The organism is Sphingomonas sp. Leaf17 (assembly GCF_001421505.1).
In the GTDB taxonomy this organism is placed as follows: Bacteria; Pseudomonadota; Alphaproteobacteria; order Sphingomonadales; family Sphingomonadaceae; genus Sphingomonas.
This window is the reverse complement of sequence record NZ_LMKL01000001.1, coordinates 319,305-342,796: the sequence shown is the minus strand read 5'-3', so window position 1 is coordinate 342,796 and position 23,492 is coordinate 319,305. Positions and strand designations below refer to the sequence as shown.

23 protein-coding genes and 1 tRNA gene are annotated in these 23,492 nt (G+C 66.8%); 7 read left to right on the top strand and 17 right to left on the bottom strand.

Going from position 1 to position 23,492, the window contains the following annotated elements; genetic code table 11:
• Window positions 1-10: 10 nt before the first annotated feature.
• The gene (locus ASE75_RS01660) at window positions 11-1,300 is read right to left on the bottom strand and encodes a glycoside hydrolase family 27 protein (RefSeq protein ID WP_156340111.1); all 1,290 of its coding nucleotides are present in this window, start codon (window positions 1,298-1,300) and stop codon (window positions 11-13) included.
• A 127-nt stretch (window positions 1,301-1,427) separates the two neighbouring features.
• On the opposite strand from ASE75_RS01660, the gene ASE75_RS15810 reads away from it, so the two are divergent.
• Entirely contained in the window at window positions 1,428-1,664 is a 237-nt protein-coding gene (locus ASE75_RS15810) for a hypothetical protein (RefSeq protein ID WP_156340045.1), read from the top strand.
• Window positions 1,665-1,804: 140 nt separating this feature from the next.
• On the opposite strand, the gene ASE75_RS01655 is transcribed toward ASE75_RS15810, so the two are convergent.
• Window positions 1,805-2,794, bottom strand: coding sequence for a quinone oxidoreductase family protein (locus tag ASE75_RS01655; RefSeq protein ID WP_055927850.1), 990 nt, complete (start codon window positions 2,792-2,794; stop codon window positions 1,805-1,807).
• Between the two features lie 39 nt (window positions 2,795-2,833).
• Window positions 2,834-3,643, bottom strand: a complete 810-nt coding sequence (locus ASE75_RS01650; RefSeq protein WP_200922289.1) for an oxidoreductase — start codon at window positions 3,641-3,643, stop codon at window positions 2,834-2,836.
• 161 nt (window positions 3,644-3,804) lie between these two features.
• Here ASE75_RS01650 and ASE75_RS01645 point away from each other — a divergent pair, with 161 nt between their 5' ends.
• Window positions 3,805-4,398, top strand: a complete 594-nt coding sequence (locus ASE75_RS01645; protein WP_055927842.1) for a TetR/AcrR family transcriptional regulator — start codon at window positions 3,805-3,807, stop codon at window positions 4,396-4,398.
• 441 nt (window positions 4,399-4,839) lie between these two features.
• Here ASE75_RS01645 and ASE75_RS15300 read toward each other — a convergent pair whose 3' ends face one another.
• The 7 genes from ASE75_RS15300 to ASE75_RS01615 form a co-directional block, all read right to left on the bottom strand.
• Window positions 4,840-5,025, bottom strand: a complete 186-nt coding sequence (locus ASE75_RS15300) for a hypothetical protein (RefSeq protein WP_156340043.1) — start codon at window positions 5,023-5,025, stop codon at window positions 4,840-4,842.
• A gap of 93 nt (window positions 5,026-5,118) precedes the next feature.
• Window positions 5,119-5,193 (bottom strand) — tRNA-Glu (locus tag ASE75_RS01640).
• A gap of 63 nt (window positions 5,194-5,256) precedes the next feature.
• Complete coding sequence (recJ, locus tag ASE75_RS01635) at window positions 5,257-7,026, bottom strand: single-stranded-DNA-specific exonuclease RecJ (RefSeq protein WP_055927839.1); 1,770 nt, start codon at window positions 7,024-7,026, stop codon at window positions 5,257-5,259.
• A 10-nt stretch (window positions 7,027-7,036) separates the two neighbouring features.
• Window positions 7,037-7,717, bottom strand: coding sequence for a prolyl hydroxylase family protein (locus tag ASE75_RS01630; protein WP_055927836.1), 681 nt, complete (start codon window positions 7,715-7,717; stop codon window positions 7,037-7,039).
• Between the two features lie 78 nt (window positions 7,718-7,795).
• Complete coding sequence (locus ASE75_RS01625; RefSeq protein ID WP_055927833.1) at window positions 7,796-8,764, bottom strand: RcnB family protein; 969 nt, start codon at window positions 8,762-8,764, stop codon at window positions 7,796-7,798.
• A gap of 127 nt (window positions 8,765-8,891) precedes the next feature.
• Window positions 8,892-9,437 (bottom strand): (2Fe-2S)-binding protein, encoded by a 546-nt coding sequence (locus ASE75_RS01620; RefSeq protein WP_055927830.1) that lies wholly within the window; start codon window positions 9,435-9,437, stop codon window positions 8,892-8,894.
• Window positions 9,438-9,883: 446 nt separating this feature from the next.
• Entirely contained in the window at window positions 9,884-10,645 is a 762-nt protein-coding gene (locus ASE75_RS01615) for a class II aldolase/adducin family protein (RefSeq protein ID WP_055927827.1), read from the bottom strand.
• A 155-nt stretch (window positions 10,646-10,800) separates the two neighbouring features.
• Between ASE75_RS01615 and ASE75_RS01610 the strand changes: the two genes are divergently transcribed.
• The gene (locus ASE75_RS01610; RefSeq protein ID WP_055927823.1) at window positions 10,801-12,093 is read left to right on the top strand and encodes a sugar MFS transporter; all 1,293 of its coding nucleotides are present in this window, start codon (window positions 10,801-10,803) and stop codon (window positions 12,091-12,093) included.
• A gap of 130 nt (window positions 12,094-12,223) precedes the next feature.
• Here ASE75_RS01610 and ASE75_RS01605 read toward each other — a convergent pair whose 3' ends face one another.
• From ASE75_RS01605 to ASE75_RS01590, 4 genes are all read right to left on the bottom strand, one after another.
• Window positions 12,224-13,408, bottom strand: a complete 1,185-nt coding sequence (locus tag ASE75_RS01605; RefSeq protein WP_055927821.1) for an acyl-CoA dehydrogenase — start codon at window positions 13,406-13,408, stop codon at window positions 12,224-12,226.
• A gap of 99 nt (window positions 13,409-13,507) precedes the next feature.
• On the bottom strand, window positions 13,508-15,622 hold the full coding sequence (locus ASE75_RS01600) for a TonB-dependent receptor (protein WP_055927818.1): 2,115 nt from the start codon (window positions 15,620-15,622) through the stop codon (window positions 13,508-13,510).
• 92 nt (window positions 15,623-15,714) lie between these two features.
• A complete protein-coding gene (locus tag ASE75_RS01595) occupies window positions 15,715-16,503 on the bottom strand; it encodes a tryptophan 2,3-dioxygenase (RefSeq protein WP_055927815.1) in 789 nt (262 codons plus the stop codon).
• Window positions 16,503-16,919 (bottom strand): secondary thiamine-phosphate synthase enzyme YjbQ, encoded by a 417-nt coding sequence (locus ASE75_RS01590; RefSeq protein WP_055927812.1) that lies wholly within the window; start codon window positions 16,917-16,919, stop codon window positions 16,503-16,505. Before ASE75_RS01590 ends, ASE75_RS01595 begins: the two co-directional genes overlap by 1 nt.
• 102 nt (window positions 16,920-17,021) lie before the next feature.
• On the opposite strand from ASE75_RS01590, the gene ASE75_RS01585 reads away from it, so the two are divergent.
• The 3 genes from ASE75_RS01585 (at window position 17,022) to ASE75_RS01575 (ending at window position 19,442) form a co-directional block, all read left to right on the top strand.
• Window positions 17,022-17,903: a dienelactone hydrolase family protein gene (locus ASE75_RS01585; protein ID WP_055927808.1), complete on the top strand. Its 882-nt coding sequence runs from the start codon at window positions 17,022-17,024 to the stop codon at window positions 17,901-17,903.
• 46 nt (window positions 17,904-17,949) lie between these two features.
• Window positions 17,950-18,561 (top strand): glutathione S-transferase family protein, encoded by a 612-nt coding sequence (locus ASE75_RS01580; protein ID WP_055927805.1) that lies wholly within the window; start codon window positions 17,950-17,952, stop codon window positions 18,559-18,561.
• A 146-nt stretch (window positions 18,562-18,707) separates the two neighbouring features.
• Window positions 18,708-19,442, top strand: coding sequence for an energy transducer TonB (locus ASE75_RS01575; RefSeq protein ID WP_162233695.1), 735 nt, complete (start codon window positions 18,708-18,710; stop codon window positions 19,440-19,442).
• A gap of 22 nt (window positions 19,443-19,464) precedes the next feature.
• Here the strand turns inward: ASE75_RS01575 and ASE75_RS15805 are convergent, their stop codons facing one another.
• The 3 genes from ASE75_RS15805 to ASE75_RS01560 all read right to left on the bottom strand — a co-directional run bounded on the left by ASE75_RS15805 (window position 19,465) and on the right by ASE75_RS01560 (window position 21,930).
• Window positions 19,465-19,653, bottom strand: coding sequence for a DUF1289 domain-containing protein (locus ASE75_RS15805; protein ID WP_055929203.1), 189 nt, complete (start codon window positions 19,651-19,653; stop codon window positions 19,465-19,467).
• 26 nt (window positions 19,654-19,679) lie between these two features.
• Window positions 19,680-21,329, bottom strand: a complete 1,650-nt coding sequence (locus ASE75_RS01565; protein ID WP_055927799.1) for a DEAD/DEAH box helicase — start codon at window positions 21,327-21,329, stop codon at window positions 19,680-19,682.
• Between the two features lie 118 nt (window positions 21,330-21,447).
• Window positions 21,448-21,930 (bottom strand): hypothetical protein, encoded by a 483-nt coding sequence (locus ASE75_RS01560; protein WP_055927796.1) that lies wholly within the window; start codon window positions 21,928-21,930, stop codon window positions 21,448-21,450.
• Between the two features lie 89 nt (window positions 21,931-22,019).
• Between ASE75_RS01560 and ASE75_RS01555 the strand changes: the two genes are divergently transcribed.
• Window positions 22,020-23,468 carry an FAD-binding oxidoreductase gene (locus tag ASE75_RS01555; RefSeq protein ID WP_055927794.1) on the top strand — a complete coding sequence of 483 codons (1,449 nt, stop codon included), beginning with the start codon at window positions 22,020-22,022 and terminating at the stop codon, window positions 23,466-23,468.
• Window positions 23,469-23,492 lie beyond the last annotated feature (24 nt).

The following is a 23,492-nucleotide window of genomic DNA, read 5'->3' as shown; positions in this document are numbered from 1 at the left end:
CATGGAGGCGTCAGGTCAGTCGATACAGCCCGGCACCATGCGGCGATACCATCCGCGTGATATGGTCGCGGGCGGTGCCGACGGCCCGACCGGACCACAGGTCGCGGACGGCCACCGATCCGGACTTGCCGAGATCGCGCAGGGGGATCGTCACGTCCATGGGCTTGTCGGTGGTGTTGAACATCGCAAGGTAGCGGTCCTGGCTCCCCTCCGGCCGGGCGGACCAGATGCGGGTGCCGTCCTGCACGAAATGCGGACGGTTGTCGGTGCTCGCCTGATTGACCGCCAGCACCTCGCGGTTGGTCAGCAGCGCCAGCGTCGGCGCATCGAGATGGCGCAGGTCACCCCCCATAATGAGCGGCGAGCGGGCGATCGACCACAGGGTCATCAGCGTGCGCTGTTCGTCGGGCGTGAACTTCGTATCGCGCTGGCCCAGTGCCAGCCGGCCCAGCGGCAGCATATCGGCATCGGGCCATGCGCCGGGGCGACGCCAGGTGTTCCAGTTCTCCAGCCGGGTGAACTGCGCCTCCAGCATCGCCCATTCGTCCCAGAAATCATCGCTGATCCGCCACATCTGCGCATATCGGCGAACGTGATCGCCACGGATCACCGGCGTTTCGCCGGGGGACAGGCTGAGCATCATCGGGCGACCGGTGTTGACGATCGCCCTGTGCGCGCCCTCGATCTCGGGCGCGTGCGCGTCATAGGGGCGGCTCATGTCGTCCATCTTGACGAAATCGACGCCCCAGTCGGCATACAGCCTAAACACGCTGTCGTAATAGGCCTGCGCGCCCGGCTTCGTCATGTCGACGCCGTACATGTCGGGATTCCACGAACAGATGCTGGTCGTATCGGCGATATCGCCGGCGCGATACGTCGTGCCGAGGACGGGCAGATTCCTCTTCACCGCCAACCGTGGGATACCGCGCATCAGGTGGATGCCGAACTTCATGCCCATGCGGTGGACGTCGGCGGCCAGCGTCGTGAAGCCGGACCCGTCGGCGCTCGACGGGAAGCGGTTTGGTGCCGGGACCAGCCGGCCATACCCGTCCATCGCCGGCACCGGATTACCGCTATAGGCGTAACTCGACGCTTCCGGCTCGTACCACTGGATGTCGACGGTAAAGATGTCGTAGCCGAACGGCAGCAGCTTGCTTGCCATGATCGCGGCCGTCTCACGCGCCTGCGCCTCGGTGATCGTGGTCGCGAAACTGTTCCAGCTGTTCCAGCCCATCGGAGGCCGCGGAGCAAGCAACCCGGCACCCGGCGCATGCGCCTCGGCAATCGCCGGCGGCACCATCGTCACAGCCGTCGCGGCAAGCGCGGAGGTCAGTATGTCCCGGCGATTGACTTGCGGTTCGTCCATCATCTGCCTCTCGTTTTGCCCGCCGGATCCAGGAGCACGAACCTCAGCTTACGACCACCCGGTGCCCGGACCTATCGCAAACTACCGCCGCTGGTCGGGAGAAGCAGAGGACCGGACAGATGAAGCGCGGTTTTCGCAAGAGCGGATCATCGGCATCCTGAAGGAAGCCTGGCGGCGAACGGATCGTTCCAAAGCTTCAACGCTCGCAGGCGCAACCCGCGGCTCGACGATTACGGCACTGAGCGGCCGTACCCGCAGCTCGGCGACGCCGCGCGGGCAGTTTTTGCTGCCGAAATGAAAAGCAACGGGCGGGTTTGAACTTGCCCGTTGCTTCCCCCGCGCGCTCGCGACCGGAGGGGGCAGACGTGGTCGTCGTCTTGCCCGTCACGGTTCTCTTTTTTCAGGAGGTCACGGCCCCGACAAATCCGACGCAGTTCGTTACGCGTCGCCCCACGGCTGCAATACGACTTTTCCTGAAGTCCGGCGGCTTTCCAGCAGGCGATGGGCTTCGGCGGCCTTTGCGAGCGGCAGGACGGTATTCACCTGCAATGCGATATGTCCGGAGACGATCAGTCCGACGATTTCGGCTATGGTCGACTGGATGAGCGCCGGGAACGCCAGATAGGCTCCCACATAGAAGCTTGTGAGCGTGTGGTTGGAAACGGTCAGCGCCCACGGGTCGATCAGGCTCGTCTCGCCGCTGGACTGGCCGATGAAGATCATGCGGCCGAATGTCGCCAGCGCCTTGAATGCCTCGGCAACATTATCCCCACCTGCGGTTTCCAGGATGATGTCGACGCCTTTTCCATCGGTCAGGGCCAGCACCTGATCGGCCCAGTCGGGGGCGGCATAATCGACGGTCGCGTCCGCTCCGAGACGCTCGGCGAGGGCGCGTTTTTCCGGTGTGCTGGCTGCGGCGATGACCTTTCCGGCACCGTAGTGTTTGGCCAGCTGGACCGCGAACGAGCCAAGGCCCCCGGCGGCGGCTTCGATCAATATGGTTTCCCCCGCCACCAGACGGGCGGCGTTGCGCAGGACCAGCGCGGCGGTCAGTCCGTTGGCGACGATGGCGGCGGCATGAACGGGCGCCACGCCATCCGGCAAGGGCACGACGATCGCCTCGGGCACGCAGATATACTGCGCATATCCTCCCGCCCCCGGCACTGCCAGCACCGACATTCCGACCTGAAGCGAGGTCACCGCCTTGCCTGTCGCGACAATCGTTCCGGCAATCTCCGCGCCCAGCGTGAAGGGCAGGGGCGTCGCCTCGGGATAATCGTCTCCTCGCCGACGCATGACGTCCGCGAAATTTACGCCCGTCGCCTCGACCCGGATCAGGACTTCATGATCCTGGGGTACCGGGTCGGGAACGTCCTCGCAGGTGAGGACATTTGCGTCGCCTGTCTCATGGAACCGAACGGCTTTCATGTCATATCCTTGCTGTAACAAACTGGAAAACGGGGGGATTCACGCAAGCCCGAATTGCTTGTGCAGGATCCGGTCGAACATCGCGCGGGGCAGAAACCTTCGGGCGAAGGCACCCTGCTTCGCATCCTTGCCGGACGTGTAGCGCAGTGCGGGTTTTGCGGCGCGCGCTGCCAGAACGATCGTCGTCGCGACGCTTTGCGCGGTTGCCCCGCCGGCCAACGCCGCGTCATAGGCGGCGAAATATTTCGCACGCAGCGCATCGTAATCGGCAAGCGGCCGGTCCGACGAAGCCGTGTTCGTCTCGAACGGTGTCCGCGTGGTGCCGGGTTCGATCACCACGACGCGCACGCCGAACCCGCGAACTTCATGGTCGAGGGATTCCGAATATCCCTCCAGCGCGTGTTTGGTCGCCGCGTAATAGGCGTTGAACGGCGCGGGAATGAGGCCCAGGCCGGAGCCGATATTGAGGATGCGCCCGCGACCCTGCCGTCGCATGATCGGCAGGACCGCATTGGTCACGCGGACGACGCCGTGGAAGTTGGTCTCGAACACCGTGCGGACCTGCTCGATGGAACTCTCCTCGGCCGCGCCCATGATGCTGATGCCTGCGTTGTTTACCAGCAGGTCGATGCGCCCTTCGCGGCGCTGCACGTCGGCGATCGCGGCCGTCACGGACGCATCCTGCGTCACGTCGAGCGCCAGCAGCGGGAACGGCCGCTCACCCGCCGCCGCGCTGCGCCTGCTCGTGCCGTAGACCGTATAGCCTGCCGCCAGGAGGTTGTTGGCGGCCGCTTCGCCTATTCCTGAAGATGCGCCGGTTACGAGCGCCACGGGTTTTTCTGTCGTCATGTCATTGTCCATCAGGGCGCCGGTACCGAAAGTTGTGGGGAATGACCGCCCTGCCATCCCGACCAACGAGGCACATTGATGTCATTCATAATCAATAACGTCAAGTGCTTTGATTATGAATGGCATCAATGTATGGAGGCGATCGGATAAAGAGGTGCGGGATGAAGATCACCAAGGCGCAATCGCAGGAAAATCGGGCGCGCATCGTCGAGACAGCCTCGGCGCTGTTTCGCGAACGTGGCTATGACGGCCTCAGCGTGGCGGACCTGATGGCCGCTGCCGGGCTGACCCATGGCGGGTTCTACAAGCACTTCGAATCCAAAGCGGATCTGATGGCCGAGACGGCCGAGCGCGGGATCGCCCAGTTCCTTGGCGAGGCCGAGCAGGTTGATGTCCACGCATTCATCGATTTCTATCTGTCGCGGGCACATCGGGACGGGCGAGGCGACGGCTGCACGATGGCGGCGCTGTCCGGTGACGCGGCGCGTCAATCAACGGACATCAAGGAGACGTTCGCCGCAGGAATCGAAAACATGCTGGACGCGGTCGAACGTGGAAGATCGCCGGGCGACGGGGATCGGCACAAGGTCCGCGCGCAAGCGATTGATCTGTTCGCGCATTTGCTAGGTGCGGTTGTGCTGTCACGCGCCTGCCCCGACGGATCGCCGCTGGCGGACGAGATTCTGGACGTCTGCCGCGAGCAGATACATGTCGCGCGCGCCTGTCAGGAGCGTGGCATTTGCCAGTCAGGTTGACGATCGGACCCGGGACGATCGTTTGGCCTCAGTAAATTCGAGCGCGATCCATTTGCCACAAACCATATCGGTCTCACGTCGGCATCGGGAACTGGCCGCTGATCGGCTCGTACCGGATCTGTTCCCGGCGCGTATGCCGCGCACCACCCATTGCGGCACGTTCGGGCGATCGCGTCGTCCAAAGCTGATCCTATCGGGAAGGCGATGTGGTTGCCGCAGGCGACCGGACCAAGGTCGCCCACGTTCGAGACGCCACGCCGCTGCCTCTCAACGAGATGCAACGCCGCTGCCTCTCAAGCCGTGGGAGCGGGCTGGGGTCGTCGCGCGCGACGCGGATCATGATCCGTCAAGCCACAGGCACTTCCAGTCCGATCGTAGCCAGTTTCCGCGCCATGCCCTGAAACGGATGATCGCTGCTACCCTCAGGATCGGCGTCGATCATCACGCGTGCCGACCGGCGATGGTCACGAGCAGACGATGGTACTGACGAGCCTGGTCGGGATCGCTGGTATCGAGCGTCCGCGTATACTCGCTCGCAATACTGTCGAGGAACGGGCACAGCGCCGCAGGGATCATCCGTCGAAAGTGGCAAATGCCAGTGCGACAATCTTTGAAGGGGGCGGCCATGCAGATCGCCTTGCCGCATTCCGTTGACCCAGAAATGGCGAAAGCGTCCGTAATTCGCCAGCGACCGCAAGACTTTGCCGATGTGGCAAAGGATGGTGACCCCTACGGGAATCGAACCCGTGCTTCAGCCGTGAAAGGGCCGCGTCCTAACCGCTAGACGAAGGGGCCGTGCGGTGAGGGGCGCGATTACGCCGGGATCGGGTAGGCGTCAAGGCCTGTTTTGCCAAAACGTCAGTCGGCCCAGGCGGCGTCCTCGACATGCAGCTCCGCGGCCGGCTTCGATCCCCAGTCGTCGATCTTCACCCGGCCCGCCAGCCACAGCCGGCGATGCGGAGCCGCACCCAGCAGGGCCTGGCCCAGCGCCGTCTCCGCCTGGCGGAACGCCACGGTCTTCAGGGACCGTCCATCGTCGCCGGCCACGATCGCGCGGACATGATCGGTGCCGACGACGTCGCAGCGCACGACGCGGACCGGCCCGGCGGCGATGCGCGGCGCGGGCCAGCCCATGCCGTAGGGGCCGCCGGCCTCCATCGCCTCGACCAGCGTCGGGGTGACGCCGCCGGGCGCGAGGATCGCATCGACCAGCAGCGCGCGGTCACCGCTCGACCGGTCGACGCCCTCGGCCAGCCGGTCCTCCAGAAAATCGGCCAGCGCGGGGATCGCATCCTCGGCGATGGTCAGTCCGGCGGCCATCGCGTGGCCGCCGCCGGCGACGATCAGGTCGTGCTCCCTGGCCGCCAGGATCGCCGCGCCCAGATCGACGCCCGACACCGACCGCGCCGACCCCTTGCCGACGCCGTGCTCGTCGATGGCGATGACGACGGCGGGCCGCCCGAACTTCTCCTTCAGCCGCCCGGCGACGATGCCGATGACGCCCGCATGCCAGCCCCGCCCGGCCACGACGACGACCCGCCGCCCCGCATCGACCGCCGCGCGGGCCAGGCCGTCGGCTTCCTCCTGCACGCCGCCCTCGATCACCCGGCGCTCGGCGTTCAGCCGGTCGAGTTCGGTGGCGATGGCCTTCGCCTCGACCGGATCCTGCGTGGTCAGCAGGCGCACGCCCAGGTCCGACTGGCCGACCCGCCCGCCGGCGTTGATGCGCGGCCCGAGTGCAAAGCCAAGATCGCTCGCGACCGGACTGCGCGTCAGCCGCGACGCCTCGATCAGCGCGTTGATGCCAATGTTGCGCCGCGCGGCCATCACCTTCAGCCCCTGTGCGACGAACGCACGGTTCAGCCCGCGCAACTGGGCCACGTCGGCGACCGTGCCCAGTGCGACCAGATCGAGCAGGTCGATCAGCTTCGGCTCCGCACGCCCCGCAAAGAAGCCCCGTGCGCGCAACGTCCGCACCAGCGCGGCGGCCAGCAGGAACGCGACGCCGACCGCCGCCAGATGCCCGTGCGCCGCGCCCTCGCCCTCATCCAGCCGGTTCGGGTTCACCAGCGCCAGCGCGTGGGGCAGGGCGGCGGCGCATTTGTGGTGATCGACCACGATCACGTCGACCCCGACCGCGCGCGCCTCGTCCAGCGCGGCAAACGCCTGCGCGCCGCAATCGACGGTGACGATCAGCGTGGCGCCGGCACCGGCCAGTGCGACCATCGCCGTACCGGTCGGGCCGTACCCCTCCAGCATCCGGTCGGGAATATAGGGGCGTGCCTCGATCCCCAAGGCGCGCAGCACCAGCAGCAGCAACGCGGCCGAGGTCGCGCCATCGACGTCGTAGTCGCCGAAGATCGCCACCTGTTCGCCCGCCGCCACCGCATCGGCCAGCCGTTCGGCGGCGCGGTCCATGTCGCGGAAGATCGACGGGTCGGGCATGAATCCGCGAATGCTCGGCACCCGGTACGCGGCGAGGTCTTCGCGCGCGCAGCCCCTGGCCAGCAGCAGCTGCGTCACGAGATCGTCGGGCGTAAAGCCGGGGTCGCGCGCATCGGCGGCAAGTGAGCGCCAGCGCCACGGTTGGCCGAGAATGGAGCGGTCGATACCGAGAATGGAGGTCACGCCGCGCGGGTTACCTGATCCACGGGCGCTCGCGAAACCATTTCGTCACGACGTACTTCGTACCCTCGACCACCGGCATGCCCTCATGCACGGTACGCTCGTTCGGGCTGCCGTCCGGGTTCATGTTGTTCCAGGCTAGCAACAGGCCGCGCCGCGGCGCGACCTTGATGCCCGACAGCGGAAACCACGTCGCGCCGCCCTCCTCGACGTCGTTCAGATAGATCATCGCGGTCCACGTCCGCTGGCCACCTTGCGCCTGCATCTTTTCCCAATAGCTTTCGCCTTCGTGGAAATAGTCATGATGCGCGCGGAATTGCTGGCCGGGCGCATAACGCTGGCCCTGCATCGTCTCGCCGAAACGGGGTTCGATGCCCAGCAGATGCGCGATCGCCTCGTCGATCGGCTGCACGTCGGGTGACCACCGGTCCATGTCGCAGCTTTCCGACGTGCGGAAGTTCTTTTCCGGGTTGTCCGACAGCAGGGTGGAGGGGCGGCGGCCGATGTCGATCAGCCGGATGATCGCGTCGCACTGGTCGGGGGTGAGAAAATCGACCATGTGATAGACCTGCGCCGCGTCGACCGCGACCCGCTCGACACCGGGGGCGGCATCCAGCGCGGCGGCGACGGTGCGGCCGAACTCGGCGCGGACGGGCGAGACGGCGGTCTTCTTCTTGCGGGCGAACAGCGACATGGGCGTGATTTCGCGGTTTGATGTGTGAAACACAAGAGGGGCCGGCGGCGTGATGCCTCCGGCCTCTCCAAGAGGCACCTACCAGAAGATGCCGTAGACGGTGTCGATCACCCGGCCGCTGTCCAGATCGACGAGCAGCGCATCGTCATAATACCGCACCCACCGATACGGGCCGTACGCTTCGGGCAGCCGGTACGTCCACGGATCCTGGATCCAGTAATTCTGGTTGAACAGGATCGATTCCAGCCGCAGCCCGACCGAGAAGCGGCGATAGCCATTGCCCCACCCCTGCGGCGCGTAATAGCGCGGCAGACGGTACTGCCCCCGGTTCTGCGCGCGGTACCCGTTCCAGTCGTAGCGATCGTCGTTGCGCCAGCTGCGGTTCCAGCTGCGCCGATCATCGAAGCCGTTCCGGTTGCGGTCGTTGTCGCGCCAGTCGGCACCATTGCGGCTCCACTGCTGCTGGGCACGGGCACGGTCGTAGATCCGGCGCTGATCGCCACCGTCGCCCTGCCAGCGCCGGACATTCTGCCCGTTCTGACCACTCTGCCATGTGCGGATGTCCGGGCGACCGCCGTTCGACCGGATGTCGTCCCGGCGATCACCGCGCCGATCGGCCCGGTCGGTTCGGCGGTCGTCACGCCGATCGGCCCGGTCGTCGCGCCGGTCATCACGGCGATCGGCGAAGGGTTGACGGGTGGTCTCGCCCTGTGGCTGCTGCGCGCGGTTCTCGGCCCAGGTCGGGCGCCCCTCCTGTCGGTCCTGTCGATCCTGACGGACGCCGCGACGATCCCCGCCGCGCCAGTCCCCGCGATCACCGGTCACCGGCGTATTCACCTGCACGTCGGCGCGAGGCTGTTCGGCCCTGCGTTGCTCGAAACGACGCGGCTGGCGATCGCCGTCACCATCCACGCGCAGGGCGCGTTCGCGGACCTGCCGCATGTCGGGGCGCTGGCGCCCATCCTGGACGCCGGCGTCCTGCGCGCTGGCCATGCCGGGCACCAGTGCGGTCGCGGCGAGCAGCAGTCCCATCAGTGTCTTCGTCATGGCAAGCGTCCCAATGTGCCGGCGCACTGCCGACCCCTTCGATGATGCCGGTATGCGCGGCCGGCGCTGAGCCGAAACTGAACCCGTATGTCAGCAATCCGAAAGCATTGAGGCGATCCGTTGCGGATCAGGGGCGCGGCGGCGGAGTCAGGGCGGGGACGATCCGCGCGGAATCCGCCGGGTCAATGCCGGGACGCGGGCCGGCGGCGATGGTCTCCTCGCCACGCGCCACCCGTGCCGCGTGGCGCACCGCCTCGACGATCCGGGGATGGATGCCGCACCGGCACAGGTTGGACAGGCTGGCGCGGATCGTCGCCTCGTCCGGGTCGGGATTGCGTTTCAGCAGGACCGATGCGGCCATCACCAGCCCGGGGATGCAGAACCCGCATTGCCCGACATTGTCAGCGATGAAGGCCAGTTGCACCGGATGGGTGCGGTCGCGCGACAGCCCCTCGATCGTCGTGACGTCGCTGCCCTCGATGCTGCCGATCGGCACCTGGCACGACCGCGCCGCCCGGCCGTCGATCTCGACCGTACAGGCCCCGCAATGGCCGGTGCCGCAGCCATATTTGGTGCCGGTCAGGTTCGACGCATCGCGCAGCGCCCATAACAGCGGCGTGTCGGGCGACAGGCGGTATCGGACGGGCTGGTTGTTGACGGTGAAGCTGGTCATCGGGACTGCGGTTCCGGCATCGTGTTCGGTGGTGTGCGTGGCCCGCCGCTACAACGGGGTGGCAATGTTGGAAATCGAATGACACAGACTGGTGGATGACGCCGCCCCTATCTTCGCCGTACCCGATCTATCGCCCCGCTTTTGCCTGCGCCATCGCCCCCGAAGTTTTCAAACCGACACCGTCTCTGATGCAGGTCGTCAACTTCGGGGCCGTTCCGCTGCGAAGGCGGGGGGCCAGGGTCGCGACTGCAAACAGCCGTTGTCTTGTGTGGTTCTGGAACCCCGCCTTTGCGGGAAAACGGGATGGGACGGCCTCAGATTCCCCCTTACCAGCCCGTCGAAGGCCGGGGCCCAAGTCGGTACGCGGTAGTGCGTTATTACCAGCCTTACCCCAATTGGGCCCCGGCCTCCGCCGGGGTGGTAGGGGCAGACCGGTCGCCGCCGGCTCAATCCCGCCAGCTGCGATCCTGGCGGTCGACCAACCGGACCATCGCCGCGAAGTCCGCCTGTCCCACGCCGCCCGGAATTGCCACCTTGCCGAGATCGCGCTGGTGGACCGCGACGACGTCGGGTGGCACCTCGATCGGGGTGCCCATCGACGCGGTGGCGACCTGGATCTCGCAGGCGCGTTGCAGCGACCAGTGTTTCAGGAACGCCTCGGGCAGGGTGCGGCCCATCACCAATATGCCGTGGTTCTTCAGCAGCATGACCCGCTTTTCGCCGAGATGCGCGATCAGCCGTTCGCCTTCCTCCGACCGCACCGTCACGCCCTCGAAATCATGATAGGCGATCTGGCCCGCGAAGTTGCAGGCGTAGAAATTGGTGGGACGCAGGCCACCCTCCACCGAGCTGACCGCCATGCCCGCCGTCGTGTGCGTGTGCATGATGCAATGCGCGTCAGGCAATTTGCGGTGGAACAGCGCATGCTGGGTGAAGCCGGCCAGATTGACCGGATAGGGGCTGTCGTCCAGCTTGTTGCCGTCGATGTCGATCTTGACCAGGCTCGACGCGGTCACTTCGCTGAAATGCAGGCCGAACGGGTTGATGAGGAACGCGCCCTCCTCGCCCGGCACCTTTAGCGTGATGTGGTTGTAGATCATCTCGGACCAGCCGAGCATGTCGAACACGCGGTAGCAGGCGGCAAGTTGCTGGCGCGCCTCGACTTCAGCCTGGGTAGGCTCGGCCTCGCGAAGGATTGCGGTCGCCATCGACTCTCTCCCGATTATTGGTTTCGTTCTGCTACCCGGTGCTATCGCAAGCACAGGAACACCGCAAACCTGCTTGAAGACGGATTGCCATTTGGAGCGGGAACGTCTGTATGAGCGCGGTCCGGCGGGGTAGGCCGGGGAGGAGAGGACACGCAATGCACGTCGATATGTCAAAGGCGTCCGCCGACGCCGCCAGCGGCGATGCCGCGCACGGGTATGATGCGCCCGACCTGCGCGTCTTCGTGTTCGCGCTGTTCTTCATCTTCGGCGGCATCACGTCGCTGAACGACATTATCATCCCGAAGCTGAAGGAGCTGTTCACGCTCGATCACGCGACGTCGATGCTGGTCCAGTCGGCGTTCTTCCTTGCCTATGCCCTGTTCTCGATTCCGGCCGCGGCCATCGTCCGCAAGGCCGGTTACATGCGCACCGCGTCGATCGGTCTGGTCACGATGACGGCGGGCTGCCTGCTGTTCATTCCCGCCTCGTCGACCGCGACGTTCGGCCTGTTCCTGTTCGCGCTGTTCGTGCTGGGGGCGGGCATCACCATCGTGCAGGTGGTCGCCAACCCGCTGATCTCGGCGCTTGGCCACCCGCGCACCGCGTCGAGCCGGCTGACCTTCGCACAGGCGTTCAACTCGCTTGGCACGACCATCTTTCCCTATGTCGGGTCGGCACTGATCCTCGGCGGTCTGGCGACCGTCGATTCCTCGACGCTGACCGGCGCGGCGCTCGATGCGTACCGCGCCGAATCCTCGCGCACCGTCGTCCACACCTATATGGGCCTGGCCGCCGCGCTGCTGATCGTCGCGGGCGTCGTCTGGACGCGGCGCAACCGCCTGAACGAGGAGCAGGAGACGGCCGGCAGCATGTTCCACGCCTTCACCCTGCTGAAGCGTCCGCGCTTCGCCATGGGCGCGTTGTGCATCTTCCTGTACGTCGGCGCGGAAGTCGCGATCGGCTCGCTGATCGTCAATTACCTGATGCAGCCGAGCGTCCTGGCGCTGACCGACGTCGCGGCGGGCAAGCATGTGCCGTTCTACTGGGGCGGCGCGCTGGTCGGCCGGTTCATCGGCGCCTATGTGTTGCAGAAGGTATCGCCGGGCAAGCTGCTGGCGGCCGTCGCGGCGGGCACGATCACGCTGATCCTGATTTCCGCCAACACCACAGGCGGCGTGTCGGCCTGGTCGCTGCTGGCGATCGGCCTGATGAACTCGGTGATGTTCCCGACCATCTTCGCGCTGGCGTCAGAAGGTCTGGGCAAGCGCGCGGCCGAGGGGTCGGGCGTCATCGCCACCGCGATCGTCGGCGGCGCGGTGATCCCGTACCTGACCGGCGTGCTGGCCGACAGCTCGGGCAGCCTGCACTTCTCGCTGATCCTGCCGGCAATCTGCTACGCGATCATCGCCGCGTACGGCTTGTACGCCCGCCGGTCGGTTACGGCCTGACGTGGTTTGGTCCCCGGTGACAGCCGGGGGCTTTTTCCCAGCCCGTCATTGCGCGCGTAGCGAAGCAATCCAGGGCCATAGGCAAGACGCTCTGGATTGCTTGGCTACGCTCGCAATGACGGGCCTGGCTTCAGAACGCGGCAATCCCCGTGATCGCCCGGCCCAGGATCAGCGCATGAACGTCATGCGCGCCCTCATAGGTGTTGACCGTTTCCAGGTTCATCGCGTGGCGCATCACGTGATATTCGCCGGAGATACCGTTGCCGCCGTGCATGTCGCGCGCCATCCGCGCGATATCCAGCGCCTTGCCGACATTGTTGCGCTTCACCAGGCTGACCATCTCGGGCGCGAACCGTCCCTCGTCCATCAGCCGACCGACGCGCAGGGATGCCTGTAGCCCGAGCGCGATCTCGGTCTCCATGTCGGCCAGTTTCTTCTGGTAGAGCTGACGCCCGGCCAGCGGCGTGCCGAACTGCTTGCGGTCCAGCCCATATTGCCGCGCCGCGTGGAAGCAGAACTCCGCCGCGCCCAGCGCGCCCCAGCTGATGCCGTAGCGCGCGCGGTTCAGACACCCGAACGGCCCCTTCAATCCCTGCACGTCGGGCAGCAGCGCGTCGTCGCCGACCTCGACATCGTCCATCATGATCATGCCGGTGATCGACGCGCGCAGGCTCAGCTTGCCCTCGATCTTGGGCGTCACCAGCCCCTTCATGCCCCGTTCCAGCACGAACCCGCGGATCTGGTCGTCATGCGCATCGGACTTGGCCCAGACGACGAAGACGTCGGCGATCGGCGAATTGCTGATCCAGGTCTTGGCACCCGAGATCACATAGCCGCCATCGACCTTCCGGGCGCGCGTCGTCATGCTGCCGGGGTCGGATCCGGCGTCGGGTTCGGTCAGGCCGAAACAGCCGATCCATTCGCCGGTCGCCAGCTTGGGCAGGTATTTGCGCTTCTGCGCCTCCGACCCGAAGGTCAGGATGGGGTACATAACCAGGCTCGACTGCACGCTCATCATCGAGCGATAGCCGCTGTCGATCGCCTCGACCTCGCGCGCGACCAGACCATAGGCGACATAGGACGCGCCGACGCCGCCATATTCCTCCGGTACGGTCGGCCCGAGCAGGCCGAGTTCACCCATTTCGCGAAAGATCGTTGGATCGGTATGTTCGTTCGCGAACGCATCGACGATGCGCGGGAGCAGCTTGTCGCGGGCGTAGCCGCGCGCGGTATCGCGCACCATCCGCTCGTCCTCGGTCAGCTGATCGTCGAGAAGGAAGGGGTCTTCCCAGTCGAACCGGCCCATGCCTGCCATATCGTGTCTCCTTTGGAAAACACGCTCTGCCGGGCTGGATCGCAAAGGTCCAGAGTTTTGGGTATGGCGGGGGCGGCCGAACCGCCCCCGCCATGGATATTACAGCTTGAAGCTGAGCGTCGCGCGCAGGTCGCGTCCGGCCAGCGGGGCGAAATCCTTCAGCACGCTGGCGTGGCGGCGCGCCTCCACGTCGAAGATGTTGTTCGCGCTCAGGATCAGGCTGGTCGGATTGGCGACGCCGAACGGCTTCAGTGCGACCGAGGCATTGACCAGCGTGAAGCCGTTGGTCGCCGTCTCGAAGGTGCTGACGCGGTTCTGGTCGAAGCTGTGCTCGACCTCGGCGCGGGCGGTGATGCGGTCCGACTGCGCCTCCAGCCCGCCGAGCAGGCGTACTGGCGGGATGCGCGGCACCGGACCCTGATCGACGACGGTGGCATGGACCCAGTCGCCCAGCAGGTCGGCATTGAGCGTGTAGCCGCCGATCCGTGCCAGCCGGACCGAGGCCTGCGCCTCAAGCCCGTAATAGCGGGCATCGGCCTGCGCATACTGGAAGCAGGGCAGGTCGACGTCGCGCCCCGATGGCGATGCGGCGGCAACGCACGCGGCGGGTGCGACCTGATTCTCGAAGATGTAGTTGGAGAACCAGTTGTAATAGGCCGACGCGTCGAAGCTGTAGCCGTCGCCGTGCCCGTGGACGGTGCCCTCGACCCCCCACGACTTCTCCAGCTTGAAGTCGGGATTGCCCAGTTCATAGGCCTGGGTGCCGGCATGCGGCCCGTTGGCGAACAGTTCCTCCGCCGATGGCGCGCGTTCGGTGTGCGACACGTTGACGCCGACCCGCCACTGATCGCTCAGGCCATAGGATGCGCCGGCGGACCCGGAGAACGCATCGAACTGCCGGTCGCCGCGGAAGAAGCGGGCGTCGTCGGTGGGCGTCTTGGCCGACAGCGACGAGCGTTCGTAGCGCACCCCGGCCTCGGCACGGATCGCGCCGAGATTGACCTGCTGCAACGTGAACAGCCCGACCTGCTCGGTCGAATTGCGCGGCAGGAAGGCTTCGTCGCCGACGACATTGAAGTCGCGCGAAAAATACTGGACGCCCGATGCCCCCTGCCACACGCCGCGCTTGGCCTGCACCAGCTCCAGCCGGCCCTCCAGACCCTTGTTGTAGAAGGCGGTGCCGATCGCATTGTCCGGCTCCAGCTCGAAATGGCGATATTCGGCGGCACCGGCGCGCACGCGGATCCTGTCGAGGAAGCCGCCGCCGGTTTCGACCTCGCCGCGCAGGTCGATGCGGTTCTGGACGATGTCCAGTCGCGGGGCTTCCTGTTCCTGCCCCTCTTGCGTCGCATAGCGGATCGGCACGCCGTACAGGCTGTCATAATGGCTGTAGGCGATGCCGAGATTGCCGGTGTCGGTGATGATCGACGCGCCGACGCCCGCGGTCCACGTCTCGCTGGCGGTGTTGGGCAGGCGGTCGCGGATCGCGGCATTGGCGGCGAAGTCGATGCCGTCCTCACCCACCGCGCCGGTGGCGGCGGTCGCCAGCGCCTGCGCCCGCTGCGCACGGCTCAGCGCGAACCCGCCGATCCGCAGGTCGTCGGTCTTGGCATAGGAGCCGTCGGCGTGGAGAACGATCTTGTCGGTCACGGCTACGTCGCCGGCGCTGGCGATCGACCGTTCGTTGGCCGCCGACCCATAGCCGGCGATGCCGCTCAGCCGGTATCCGTTTTCCGGCACCGTGCGCGGGATGCGCGTGTCGACCACGTTGACGACACCGCCGACCGCCGACGATCCGAACAGTAGCGCCGATGGTCCGCGCAGCACCTCGACCCGCTCGGCCAGCAGCGGGTTGATCGCCACCGCGTGATCGACCGAGGTGTTCGACACGTCGATCGAGCCGATGCCGTCGGACAGCACGCGGATACGCTCGCCCTGGAACCCGCGCAGGACCGGGCGGGAGGCGTTGGGGCCGAACGAGGTGGCGGACACGCCCGGCTGACGGGCCAGCGTCTCGCCGATAGTCGGGCGCAGGTCGCGCGCCAGTTCCTCACCGGTCAGCACCGACGTACCCTGCAAAACGTCCGTCTCGCTCTGCTGGATCGGCGCGGTCACGATGATCTCGGCCGGTTGCGCGCTGCGCGTCGTCTGCGCGGCGGCGGGCTGGACGAGGACGATGGCGGCGACACCGGACAGGAAAGCGATTTTGGACATGAACGACTCCGCGTGAACCTTATGGTGCGGTGCCGTAATCCGAATGTTACGTTATATCAAATGATGTTTCTGTCATCTGGTCGTCACCCCGGTCACAGGCTGGTGCGGACGTTCAGCAATTCGGGGAAGAACCGCTGTTCGAGGACGCGGGCCAGATAGGCCGCGCCGGCGGTGCCGCCGGTCCCGGTCTTGAACCCGATCACCCGTTCCACCGTCTTCAGGTGGCCGAACCGCCAGAGCTGGACGTGATATTCCAGATCGACCAGCTTTTCGGCCAGCGCGTACAGATCCCAATAGGCATCCGGATCGCCGTAAACGGTCGCCCAGCACGCCTCCACCGCGCGGTCGGCGGGGACCGCTATCGACAGGTCGCGGTCGAGCCGTGCGGGCGGGACCGGCAGGCCGCGCCGGGCCAGCAGCCGCAACGCCTCGTCATACAGGCTGGGACGGGCCAGTTCGGCGCGCAGCGCGTCGGCGACCGCTGGCTCGTCGTCGAACATTGCGGCCATCGCCGGCGACCGGTTGCCGAGCACGAACTCCAGCATCCGGTACTGGTCCGACTGAAACCCCGACGATCCGCCGAGCGACCCGCGCATCGTCCCGTATTCGGCCGGCGTCATGGTCGCCAGCACCTCCCACGACTGGATCATCTGCGCCTGGATCCGGCTGACCCGCGCCATCATCTTCAGGGCAGGGGACAGGTCGTCGGCCGCGATCCGCCGCCGCGCCTCGCACAGTTCGTGCAGGCACAGCTTCAGCCACAGTTCCGATGCCTGGTGGATGGTGATGAACAGCAGTTCGTCATGCGTGCCCGATACCGGCGATTGTACGTCGAGCAGTTCGGGCAGGCGCAGATAGCTGCGATAGGTCGGGCCACCCATCACGCGCCGATCAGGTGGAGCGCGAGCGTGCGTCGATGCGGCCGCCGGCGATGCTCGAACAGGTACAGGCCCTGCCAGGTACCAAGCGCCAGTGCGCCGTCGATCAGCGGGATCGACAGGCTGGGCTGGGTCAGTGCCGCGCGCAGGTGCGCGGGCATGTCGTCCGGTCCCTCGTCGTCATGCTCGTACGCGTCGCTCTCGGGGGCGATCCGGGCGAAATACGCCTCGGTATCGCGGCGCGCGGCGGGGGCCGCGTTCTCGTGGATCAGCAGCGATGCGGAGGTATGCTGGCACAGGATCGTCAGCAGGCCGGTATTTATCCGCTGGGCCGCGACCCAGCGGACCACCGGGTCGGTGACCTCCAGCATGCCCGGACCGGGGGTCTGGACGGCGATGCGCGTGGTGGATTGGTGCATTTGCCCTGTTTCGCACCCGCGACCGGCGCGGGCAAGGGTGACGGACCGCCCGCGCTGGTCTAGCATCGGGCAGGTCCGTGAGGGGCCGATCGGGAGAGTGTAATGTCGGATCTGCGCGACCGGGCCGTCCAGTTGTATGACGCCTTCACCCACGAGCACCACGACCGCCGCACGCTGTTGCGGCAGATGACGGCACTGGCCGGATCGGTCGCGGCGGCGGAGGCCCTGATCCTCGGCATCGCCGCATCGCCGGCCGCCGCAGCCGTTGTCGTGCCCGACGATCCGCGCCTGCGCACGCGTAAAGGGAGCTACGGTCTGGGCGCGGGACGCGGGACGATGACCGGCTATTTCGCACGGCCGACCGATCGGCCAGGCAAGCTTGGCGCGGTGATGGTGATTCACGAAAATCGCGGGCTGACTCCGCATATCGAGGATGTCGCCCGGCGGATGGCGCTGGCGGGGTTCTTCGTCGTCGCGCCCGACTTCCTGTCCGCGCAGGGCGGAACGCCGGCCGACGAGGATGCCGCCCGCACGCTGATCGGCAAGGCGGATTATGATGCGGTCGTGGCGCAGGGCGTGGCGACGCTGGACCGGCTGAGGGGCCTGCGATCGACGACGGGGAAGGCGGGCGCGGTCGGCTTCTGCTGGGGCGGCGGTCTGGTGAACCGGCTGGCGGTGGCGGCGGGCGATGTGCTGACCGCCGGCGTACCCTATTACGGACCGGCCCCCGCGCCGGCGGAGGCGGCAAAGGTGCAGGCGGCCTTGATGCTGCACTATGCCGGCAAGGACGCGCGGGTGAACGCGACCGGCCTGCCCTGGGCCGCGGCGCTGGCGGCGGCGGGCAAGACCGTCACGGCGTTCACCTATGACGGGGTCGACCACGCATTCAACAACGACACCTCGGTCGAGCGGTACGACAAGGCGGCGGCCGATCTGGCCTGGGGACGGACCACCGCGTTCCTGCACACGATGCTTGACGGCTGAGCCGGGTCGCGGTCGATAGCGGCGGTCTTTTTGGGAGTAACGGACGATGGCAGCCGATCTGGTTTTCTACACCAACCCGATGTCGCGCGGGCGCATCGCCCGCTGGATGCTGGAGGAGGTCGGCGCGGCCTATGACACCGTTGTCGTCAATTATGCCGTGATGAAGGAACCCGCCTTCGTCGCGGTCAACCCGATGGGCAAGGTGCCGGCAATCGTTCACCGCGGCCGGGTCGTGACGGAATGCGCGGCGATCTGCGCCTATCTGGCCGACGCGTTTCCCGACGCCGGCCTGGCCCCGCGCGCCGATGAGCGCGCCGACTATTACCGCTGGCTGTTCTTCGCCGCCGGGCCGGTCGAGCAGGCGGTCACCAACCGGTCGATGGGCTTCACCCCGACCGCCGATCAGAGCCGGATGGCCGGTTATGGCATCTATGACACGATGGTCGACGTGCTGGAACAGGCGGTGTCCGCGCGCTCCTATATTGCCGGCGATCGATTCACCGCTGCTGACGTCTATGCCGGCAGCCAGGTGATGTGGGGCACGCAGTTCGGGACGCTGCCGAAGCGGGATGCGTTCATGGCCTATCTGGACCGGCTGACGTCGCGTCCGGCCTATGCGCGCGCGGCGGCGATCGACAACGGGTTGCTGGCGGGCTGATACGCCGTTTGCTCCCCGGCAGTTCAGTGCGACCGACAACGGCGTGATTTTTTACAGGCGATTGGGGGAGGCATAGCATAACAGCCTGGGCGACTATTTTGGCCGCAGTGTCGACGGTAGCAGGGCCGCCAGCGCCGCTGGATCCAGTGGGCAAATGGGCACTGGATTACGGCGCATCACGGTGCGTTCTGTCCCACGCCTATGCCGGTGGAGGAAAGACCCTCTCCATGGGCCTGCAACCATCGCTGATGAACGGTTACGGTGTGGTAATTCTGCTTCTGCCGCAAGGGATGGCGATCAAAATGCCGTTCGGGACGGCGGCGATCACCTTGCCTTCGGGGGAGCGGTTCGAAGGGGCATATGCAAGCAAGACGCTAGCTGACGAGCAAGGACGTGCGGTGCGGATCGACGTTGAGGATAAGGCGTTCGTAGGCATGCTAATGGCCACGAACATCAGCATATCTCTTGAAGATGCCGTCCTGCCGCCGCTGGCGCTGAATGCAACGCCGAAGACGGTCAAAGCTCTAAAAAGCTGCCGCGAGGCGCAAATGACCAAATGGGGGGTCGACCTGGCGACCGTGGCGAAAACCGCGACGCCGGCGGAGGCAATTGCGCCGGCAAGCTGGATTTCGACCGATGATTATCCGACGGATGCCGTTCGTGCCGGCAAGGAAGGTACCACCGCCATGCTTTTGACCATCGGTGTGACCGGAGCCATCACCGATTGCCGTGTAATCCAGACGTCAGGCAGTGAATCGCTCGATTCCGCAACCTGTCGCGCCTTCCTGCGGCGCGCGCGTTATACGCCAGCAAAGGATAAGGATGGCGCGCCGGTGATCGCGTGGGACGAAAAGAAGGTCAACTGGACATTGCCGCAGTAAAGTCAGCCGTCCCCCTGAATTCCTACTGCCCGAACATCGCCATCCGCGCCGGTAGTTGCGCCCGCACCGCGCGGCGGGCGTCGAACGACAGGCTGCTCCAGCCGGCGATCTCGTCGATGGTCCGGCCACAGCCGTAGCACCAGCCGGTTCTGCCATCCATCGTGCACACCAGGGTGCACGGGGAGGCCGTGTCGGCTGGCTCCGGCGGCACGATGGTGACGATACCGCTCACCGGGTTCAGACGCCGATGACGGCCTTCAGGAACTCGGGGATCGGCCCGTTCCAGCCATCGTCGGGACCGTCGTCGCGATCCTGCCGACGACCGCCGCCGCGTGAACGCCGGGTGTCGTCGTCGCGACCCGAACGCGGTGCGTCGGGCCAGGTCGGCGCGCTGCGCTGCGCTGGCAGGCGCGACGGCTGCGGACGCTCGGCGACATCGGCTTCGATGACCGCCGGTTCGGCCGCGATCGGTGCGTCGCGATCGGGTCGGCGACCGCCGCCGCGCGACCGCCGGCCGTCGTCGTCGCGTGCGGGACGCCGGTCGACAGGGGTAGGCGCGGGCTGTTCGGCGACGTCGATGTCGGTGGCGGCGATGGCCGGTGTCTCGACCCGCGTCGCGCGAGGCTCGTCGCGGTCGCGTCGCGGGCGTCGGCCGCGGCCTTCGGTTTCGGCGGCGCGGGTATCGGTCGCGTCCGGCCGGGCGCTGCGTGCGCGACGGCGGTCACCGGCGGGTGCCGTATCTTCCTCGGCGGCTGGCGTGGACACGGCCTTCGCTGCGTCAAGCCGTTCGATCTTCTGTCCGGTCAGCTTTTCGATGTTGGTCAGATTCTCGGCGTCGTCCGGCGTGACGAAGGTATAGGCGGTGCCGGTGGCCCCCGCGCGGCCGGTGCGGCCGATGCGGTGGACGTAATCGTCCGGGTGCCACGGCGCGTCATAGTTGATGACCGTGCTGACGCCCTTGATATCCAGCCCGCGCGCGGCGACGTCGCTGGCGACCAGTACGTTGACCGCACCGCTCTTGAACAGTTCCAGTTCGGCGAGGCGCTGGTTCTGGTCGATGTCGCCGTGGATCTCACCCGACTTGTAACCGGCCTGGCGCAACGTCTTGTTCAACTCGCGCACCGTCGTCTTGCGGTTGCAGAAGATGATGGCGTTGGTCACTTCGACCTGCTCCAGCAGGCTTTTCAGCCGGTCACGCTTGGCCGACTGCGACGCGACCGAAACGATGTACTGGGTGATGTTCAGGTTGGTCGACGCCGGGCGCGACACCTCGATCATCTTCGGGTTGTCGAGGAACTTGTCCGCCAGCTTCTTGATCGGCGGCGGCATGGTCGCCGAGAACAGCAGGGTCTGGCGCTGCTTGGGCAGCTTGGTGCAGATTTCCTCGATGTCGGGGATGAACCCCATGTCGAGCATCCGGTCGGCCTCGTCGATCACCAGCAGCGAACAGCCGTTGAGCATGATCTTGCCGCGACCGAACAGGTCCATCAGGCGGCCCGGCGTCGCGATCAGCACGTCGACGCCCTTTTCCAGCGCGGCCAGCTGATCGCCCATCGACACGCCGCCGATCAGCAGCGCCATCGAAAGGTTCGAGTTCGCGCCGTATTTGTCGAAGTTCTCGGCGACCTGCGCGGCGAGTTCGCGCGTCGGTTCCAGGATCAGGCTGCGCGGCATCCGCGCGCGGCTGCGGCCATGGGCGAGGATGTCGATCATCGGCAGGACGAACGACGCGGTCTTGCCGGTGCCGGTCTGGGCGATGCCGATGATGTCGCGCATCATCAGCACCGGCGGGATCGCGCCCGCCTGAATCGGTGTCGGCTCGGTATAGCCGGCGTCGTTGACCGCCTTCAGCAGTTCATCGGAAAGGCCGAGATCGGCAAAGCTCATGCAGGTGTCCGCAAAATGGGCCGCGCATGGATGCTTCAGGACGCGGACGGTACAGGTCCGATGGCGCTCGCCGATTTCACCACTATTGTCAAGAATCGGGGCGGTTGGCCGCGACTCTTCAGTTCTTCGGCTCCAGTCGCCGGAACCGGGTAATCATGCACATCGCGCCCGATCGGGCCTGCACCGAGTCCCGGCCGATGCAGACCTGCCCGTCCGCCGACGGGCGCAGATAGAACCCCGAATAGAAGTCGAGCGGCTTGCAGTCGTCGTCCAGCCGCGCGCGCAGGCGCTTTCCGCCGGCCATGATGAGGTCGATCGTATCGGGGCCGCGCACCAGCGCCCCGGCCATCGCCTGCGCCGGAATGCATTTGGGGCCGCGCTTTTCCTTCCAGCGTTGCTCGACCGGCGGCAGCGATACACGCGCGCCGATCGGCGTCCGCGTGCGCACCGGCATGCGCGGCACCCGGATAATCATGCGTTCACGGATCGTCACCTGCGCGACCTCGACGCCATCCAGATCCTGCGCGATGGCGGGGTCGAGGGCGGCGGCAAGCGGCGTCGACAGCGCCAGCAGCGCGAGGGGGAGGGTGGAATGCAGCATTGGAGGTTCCGTCGTTACCGCGCGACGTTGAACGGATGATGAATTGTCCGGTGTCGCGTGACAGGTTTGGGCGTGATAGGCCTGCCACCATGCTGACCGCCCAATCCCGCCTGCTCGATGCGATCACCCCCCGCCTGGATGCCAGGGCGATCGTGACGGACCCCGACCTGATCGCGCCGTGGCTGGTCGACTGGCGCGACCGGTTTCACGGCGCGACGCCCGCCATCCTGTCGCCCGCGACCACGGCGGACGTCGCGCTGATCGTGGCGGCGGCGGCCGAGCACGGCGTCGCGCTGGTGCCGCAAGGGGGTAATACCTCGATGGTCGGCGGGGCGACGCCGCCAGGTGACGGATCCGCCTTCATCCTGTCGCTGCGCCGGCTGAACCGGATCCGCAGCGTCGATGCCGACGCCAATATCGCGGTGGCCGAGGGCGGGGTGATCCTGCAGACGCTGAACGATGCCGCACTCGCGGTCGGCCGACGGTTTCCGCTCACGCTGGGCGCGCGCGGCACGGCCACGATCGGCGGGCTGGTGTCGACCAATGCGGGGGGCACGCAGGTGCTGCGCTTCGGGACGATGCGCGGGCTGGTGGCGGGGGTCGAGGCGGTGCTGGCTGATGGATCGGTCCATGATGGCCTGTCGGTGCTGCGCAAGGATAATCGCGGTTACGACCTGACGCAGATGCTGGTCGGCGCGGAGGGGACGCTGGGCATCGTCACCGCGGCGGCGTTGCGGCTGGTGCCGGCGATCGTTGCGCGGGCGGTGGCGTGGGTCGGCGTCGACAGCCCGCAGGTCGCCTTGCGCCTGTTGCGCCGGATGGAAGCCGCGACGCCGACGATCGAGAGTTTCGAACTGCTGCCCGACGAATCGCTGAAGGCCGTGCTGGCGCATGTGGCCGATGCCCGCGCGCCGCTGGAGGGCGCGCACCCCTGGCATGTCCTGATCGAGGCGACCGCGACCGATCCGGCGCAGCGGCCGCCGGCCGCGGTGCTGGAGGATCTGCTGGCCGACGCGCTGGACCACAGTCTGGTCCGTGACGTCGTCATCGCCGCCAGCGAGGGGCAGGCCGACGCCTTCTGGCGGATCCGCGACTCCATTTCGGCGTCCGAGCGCGCGAAGGGACCGGCGACACAGCACGACATTTCGGTGCCGATCGATGCCATGCCCGATTTCATGATCGACGCCGCCCGCACCTGCGACGCGCGCTTCCCCGGCACGCACGCCAGTGGCTTTGGCCATCTGGGCGACGGCAACGTCCATTTCCATGTCCGGGCGCCCGCCGGCATGGACCCGGCGGTCTGGTATGCCGAGCATGCGCCGGTCGTCACCCGCTTCGTCCACGACTTGGTCGTCGGCGTCGGCGGGTCGATTTCGGCCGAACACGGCATCGGCCAGATGAAGCGCGACGAACTGGCCCGCCTGTCGTCGCCGGCGCGGATGGCGGCATTGCGCGGGATCAAGGCGGCGCTCGACCCGCTGGGGATCCTGAACCCCGGCAAACTCGTCGCGCTTGCGCCGTCCCCTCCCGCACCATAAAGCCTCGCGCCAGTATCCGGCATT

Bases quoted from the DNA above. Each gene is read 5' to 3' on its own strand.
- ASE75_RS01660 (WP_156340111.1), bottom strand. From the start codon at position 1,300: ATGGTGCCGCCGGCGATTGCCGAGGCGCATGCGCCGGGTGCCGGGTTG.
- ASE75_RS01655 (WP_055927850.1), bottom strand. From the start codon at position 2,794: ATGAAAGCCGTTCGGTTCCATGAGACAGGCGACGCAAATGTCCTCACC.
- ASE75_RS01650 (WP_200922289.1), bottom strand. From the start codon at position 3,643: ATGACGACAGAAAAACCCGTGGCGCTCGTAACCGGCGCATCTTCAGGA.
- ASE75_RS01645 (WP_055927842.1), top strand. From the start codon at position 3,805: ATGAAGATCACCAAGGCGCAATCGCAGGAAAATCGGGCGCGCATCGTC.
- ASE75_RS15300 (WP_156340043.1), bottom strand. From the start codon at position 5,025: ATGGCCGCCCCCTTCAAAGATTGTCGCACTGGCATTTGCCACTTTCGA.
- ASE75_RS01630 (WP_055927836.1), bottom strand. From the start codon at position 7,717: ATGTCGCTGTTCGCCCGCAAGAAGAAGACCGCCGTCTCGCCCGTCCGC.
- ASE75_RS01625 (WP_055927833.1), bottom strand. From the start codon at position 8,764: ATGACGAAGACACTGATGGGACTGCTGCTCGCCGCGACCGCACTGGTG.
- ASE75_RS01620 (WP_055927830.1), bottom strand. From the start codon at position 9,437: ATGACCAGCTTCACCGTCAACAACCAGCCCGTCCGATACCGCCTGTCG.
- ASE75_RS01615 (WP_055927827.1), bottom strand. From the start codon at position 10,645: ATGGCGACCGCAATCCTTCGCGAGGCCGAGCCTACCCAGGCTGAAGTC.
- ASE75_RS01610 (WP_055927823.1), top strand. From the start codon at position 10,801: ATGCACGTCGATATGTCAAAGGCGTCCGCCGACGCCGCCAGCGGCGAT.
- ASE75_RS01605 (WP_055927821.1), bottom strand. From the start codon at position 13,408: ATGGCAGGCATGGGCCGGTTCGACTGGGAAGACCCCTTCCTTCTCGAC.
- ASE75_RS01600 (WP_055927818.1), bottom strand. From the start codon at position 15,622: ATGTCCAAAATCGCTTTCCTGTCCGGTGTCGCCGCCATCGTCCTCGTC.
- ASE75_RS01595 (WP_055927815.1), bottom strand. From the start codon at position 16,503: ATGGGTGGCCCGACCTATCGCAGCTATCTGCGCCTGCCCGAACTGCTC.
- ASE75_RS01590 (WP_055927812.1), bottom strand. From the start codon at position 16,919: ATGCACCAATCCACCACGCGCATCGCCGTCCAGACCCCCGGTCCGGGC.
- ASE75_RS01585 (WP_055927808.1), top strand. From the start codon at position 17,022: ATGTCGGATCTGCGCGACCGGGCCGTCCAGTTGTATGACGCCTTCACC.
- ASE75_RS01580 (WP_055927805.1), top strand. From the start codon at position 17,950: ATGGCAGCCGATCTGGTTTTCTACACCAACCCGATGTCGCGCGGGCGC.
- ASE75_RS01565 (WP_055927799.1), bottom strand. From the start codon at position 21,329: ATGAGCTTTGCCGATCTCGGCCTTTCCGATGAACTGCTGAAGGCGGTC.
- ASE75_RS01560 (WP_055927796.1), bottom strand. From the start codon at position 21,930: ATGCTGCATTCCACCCTCCCCCTCGCGCTGCTGGCGCTGTCGACGCCG.
- ASE75_RS01555 (WP_055927794.1), top strand. From the start codon at position 22,020: ATGCTGACCGCCCAATCCCGCCTGCTCGATGCGATCACCCCCCGCCTG.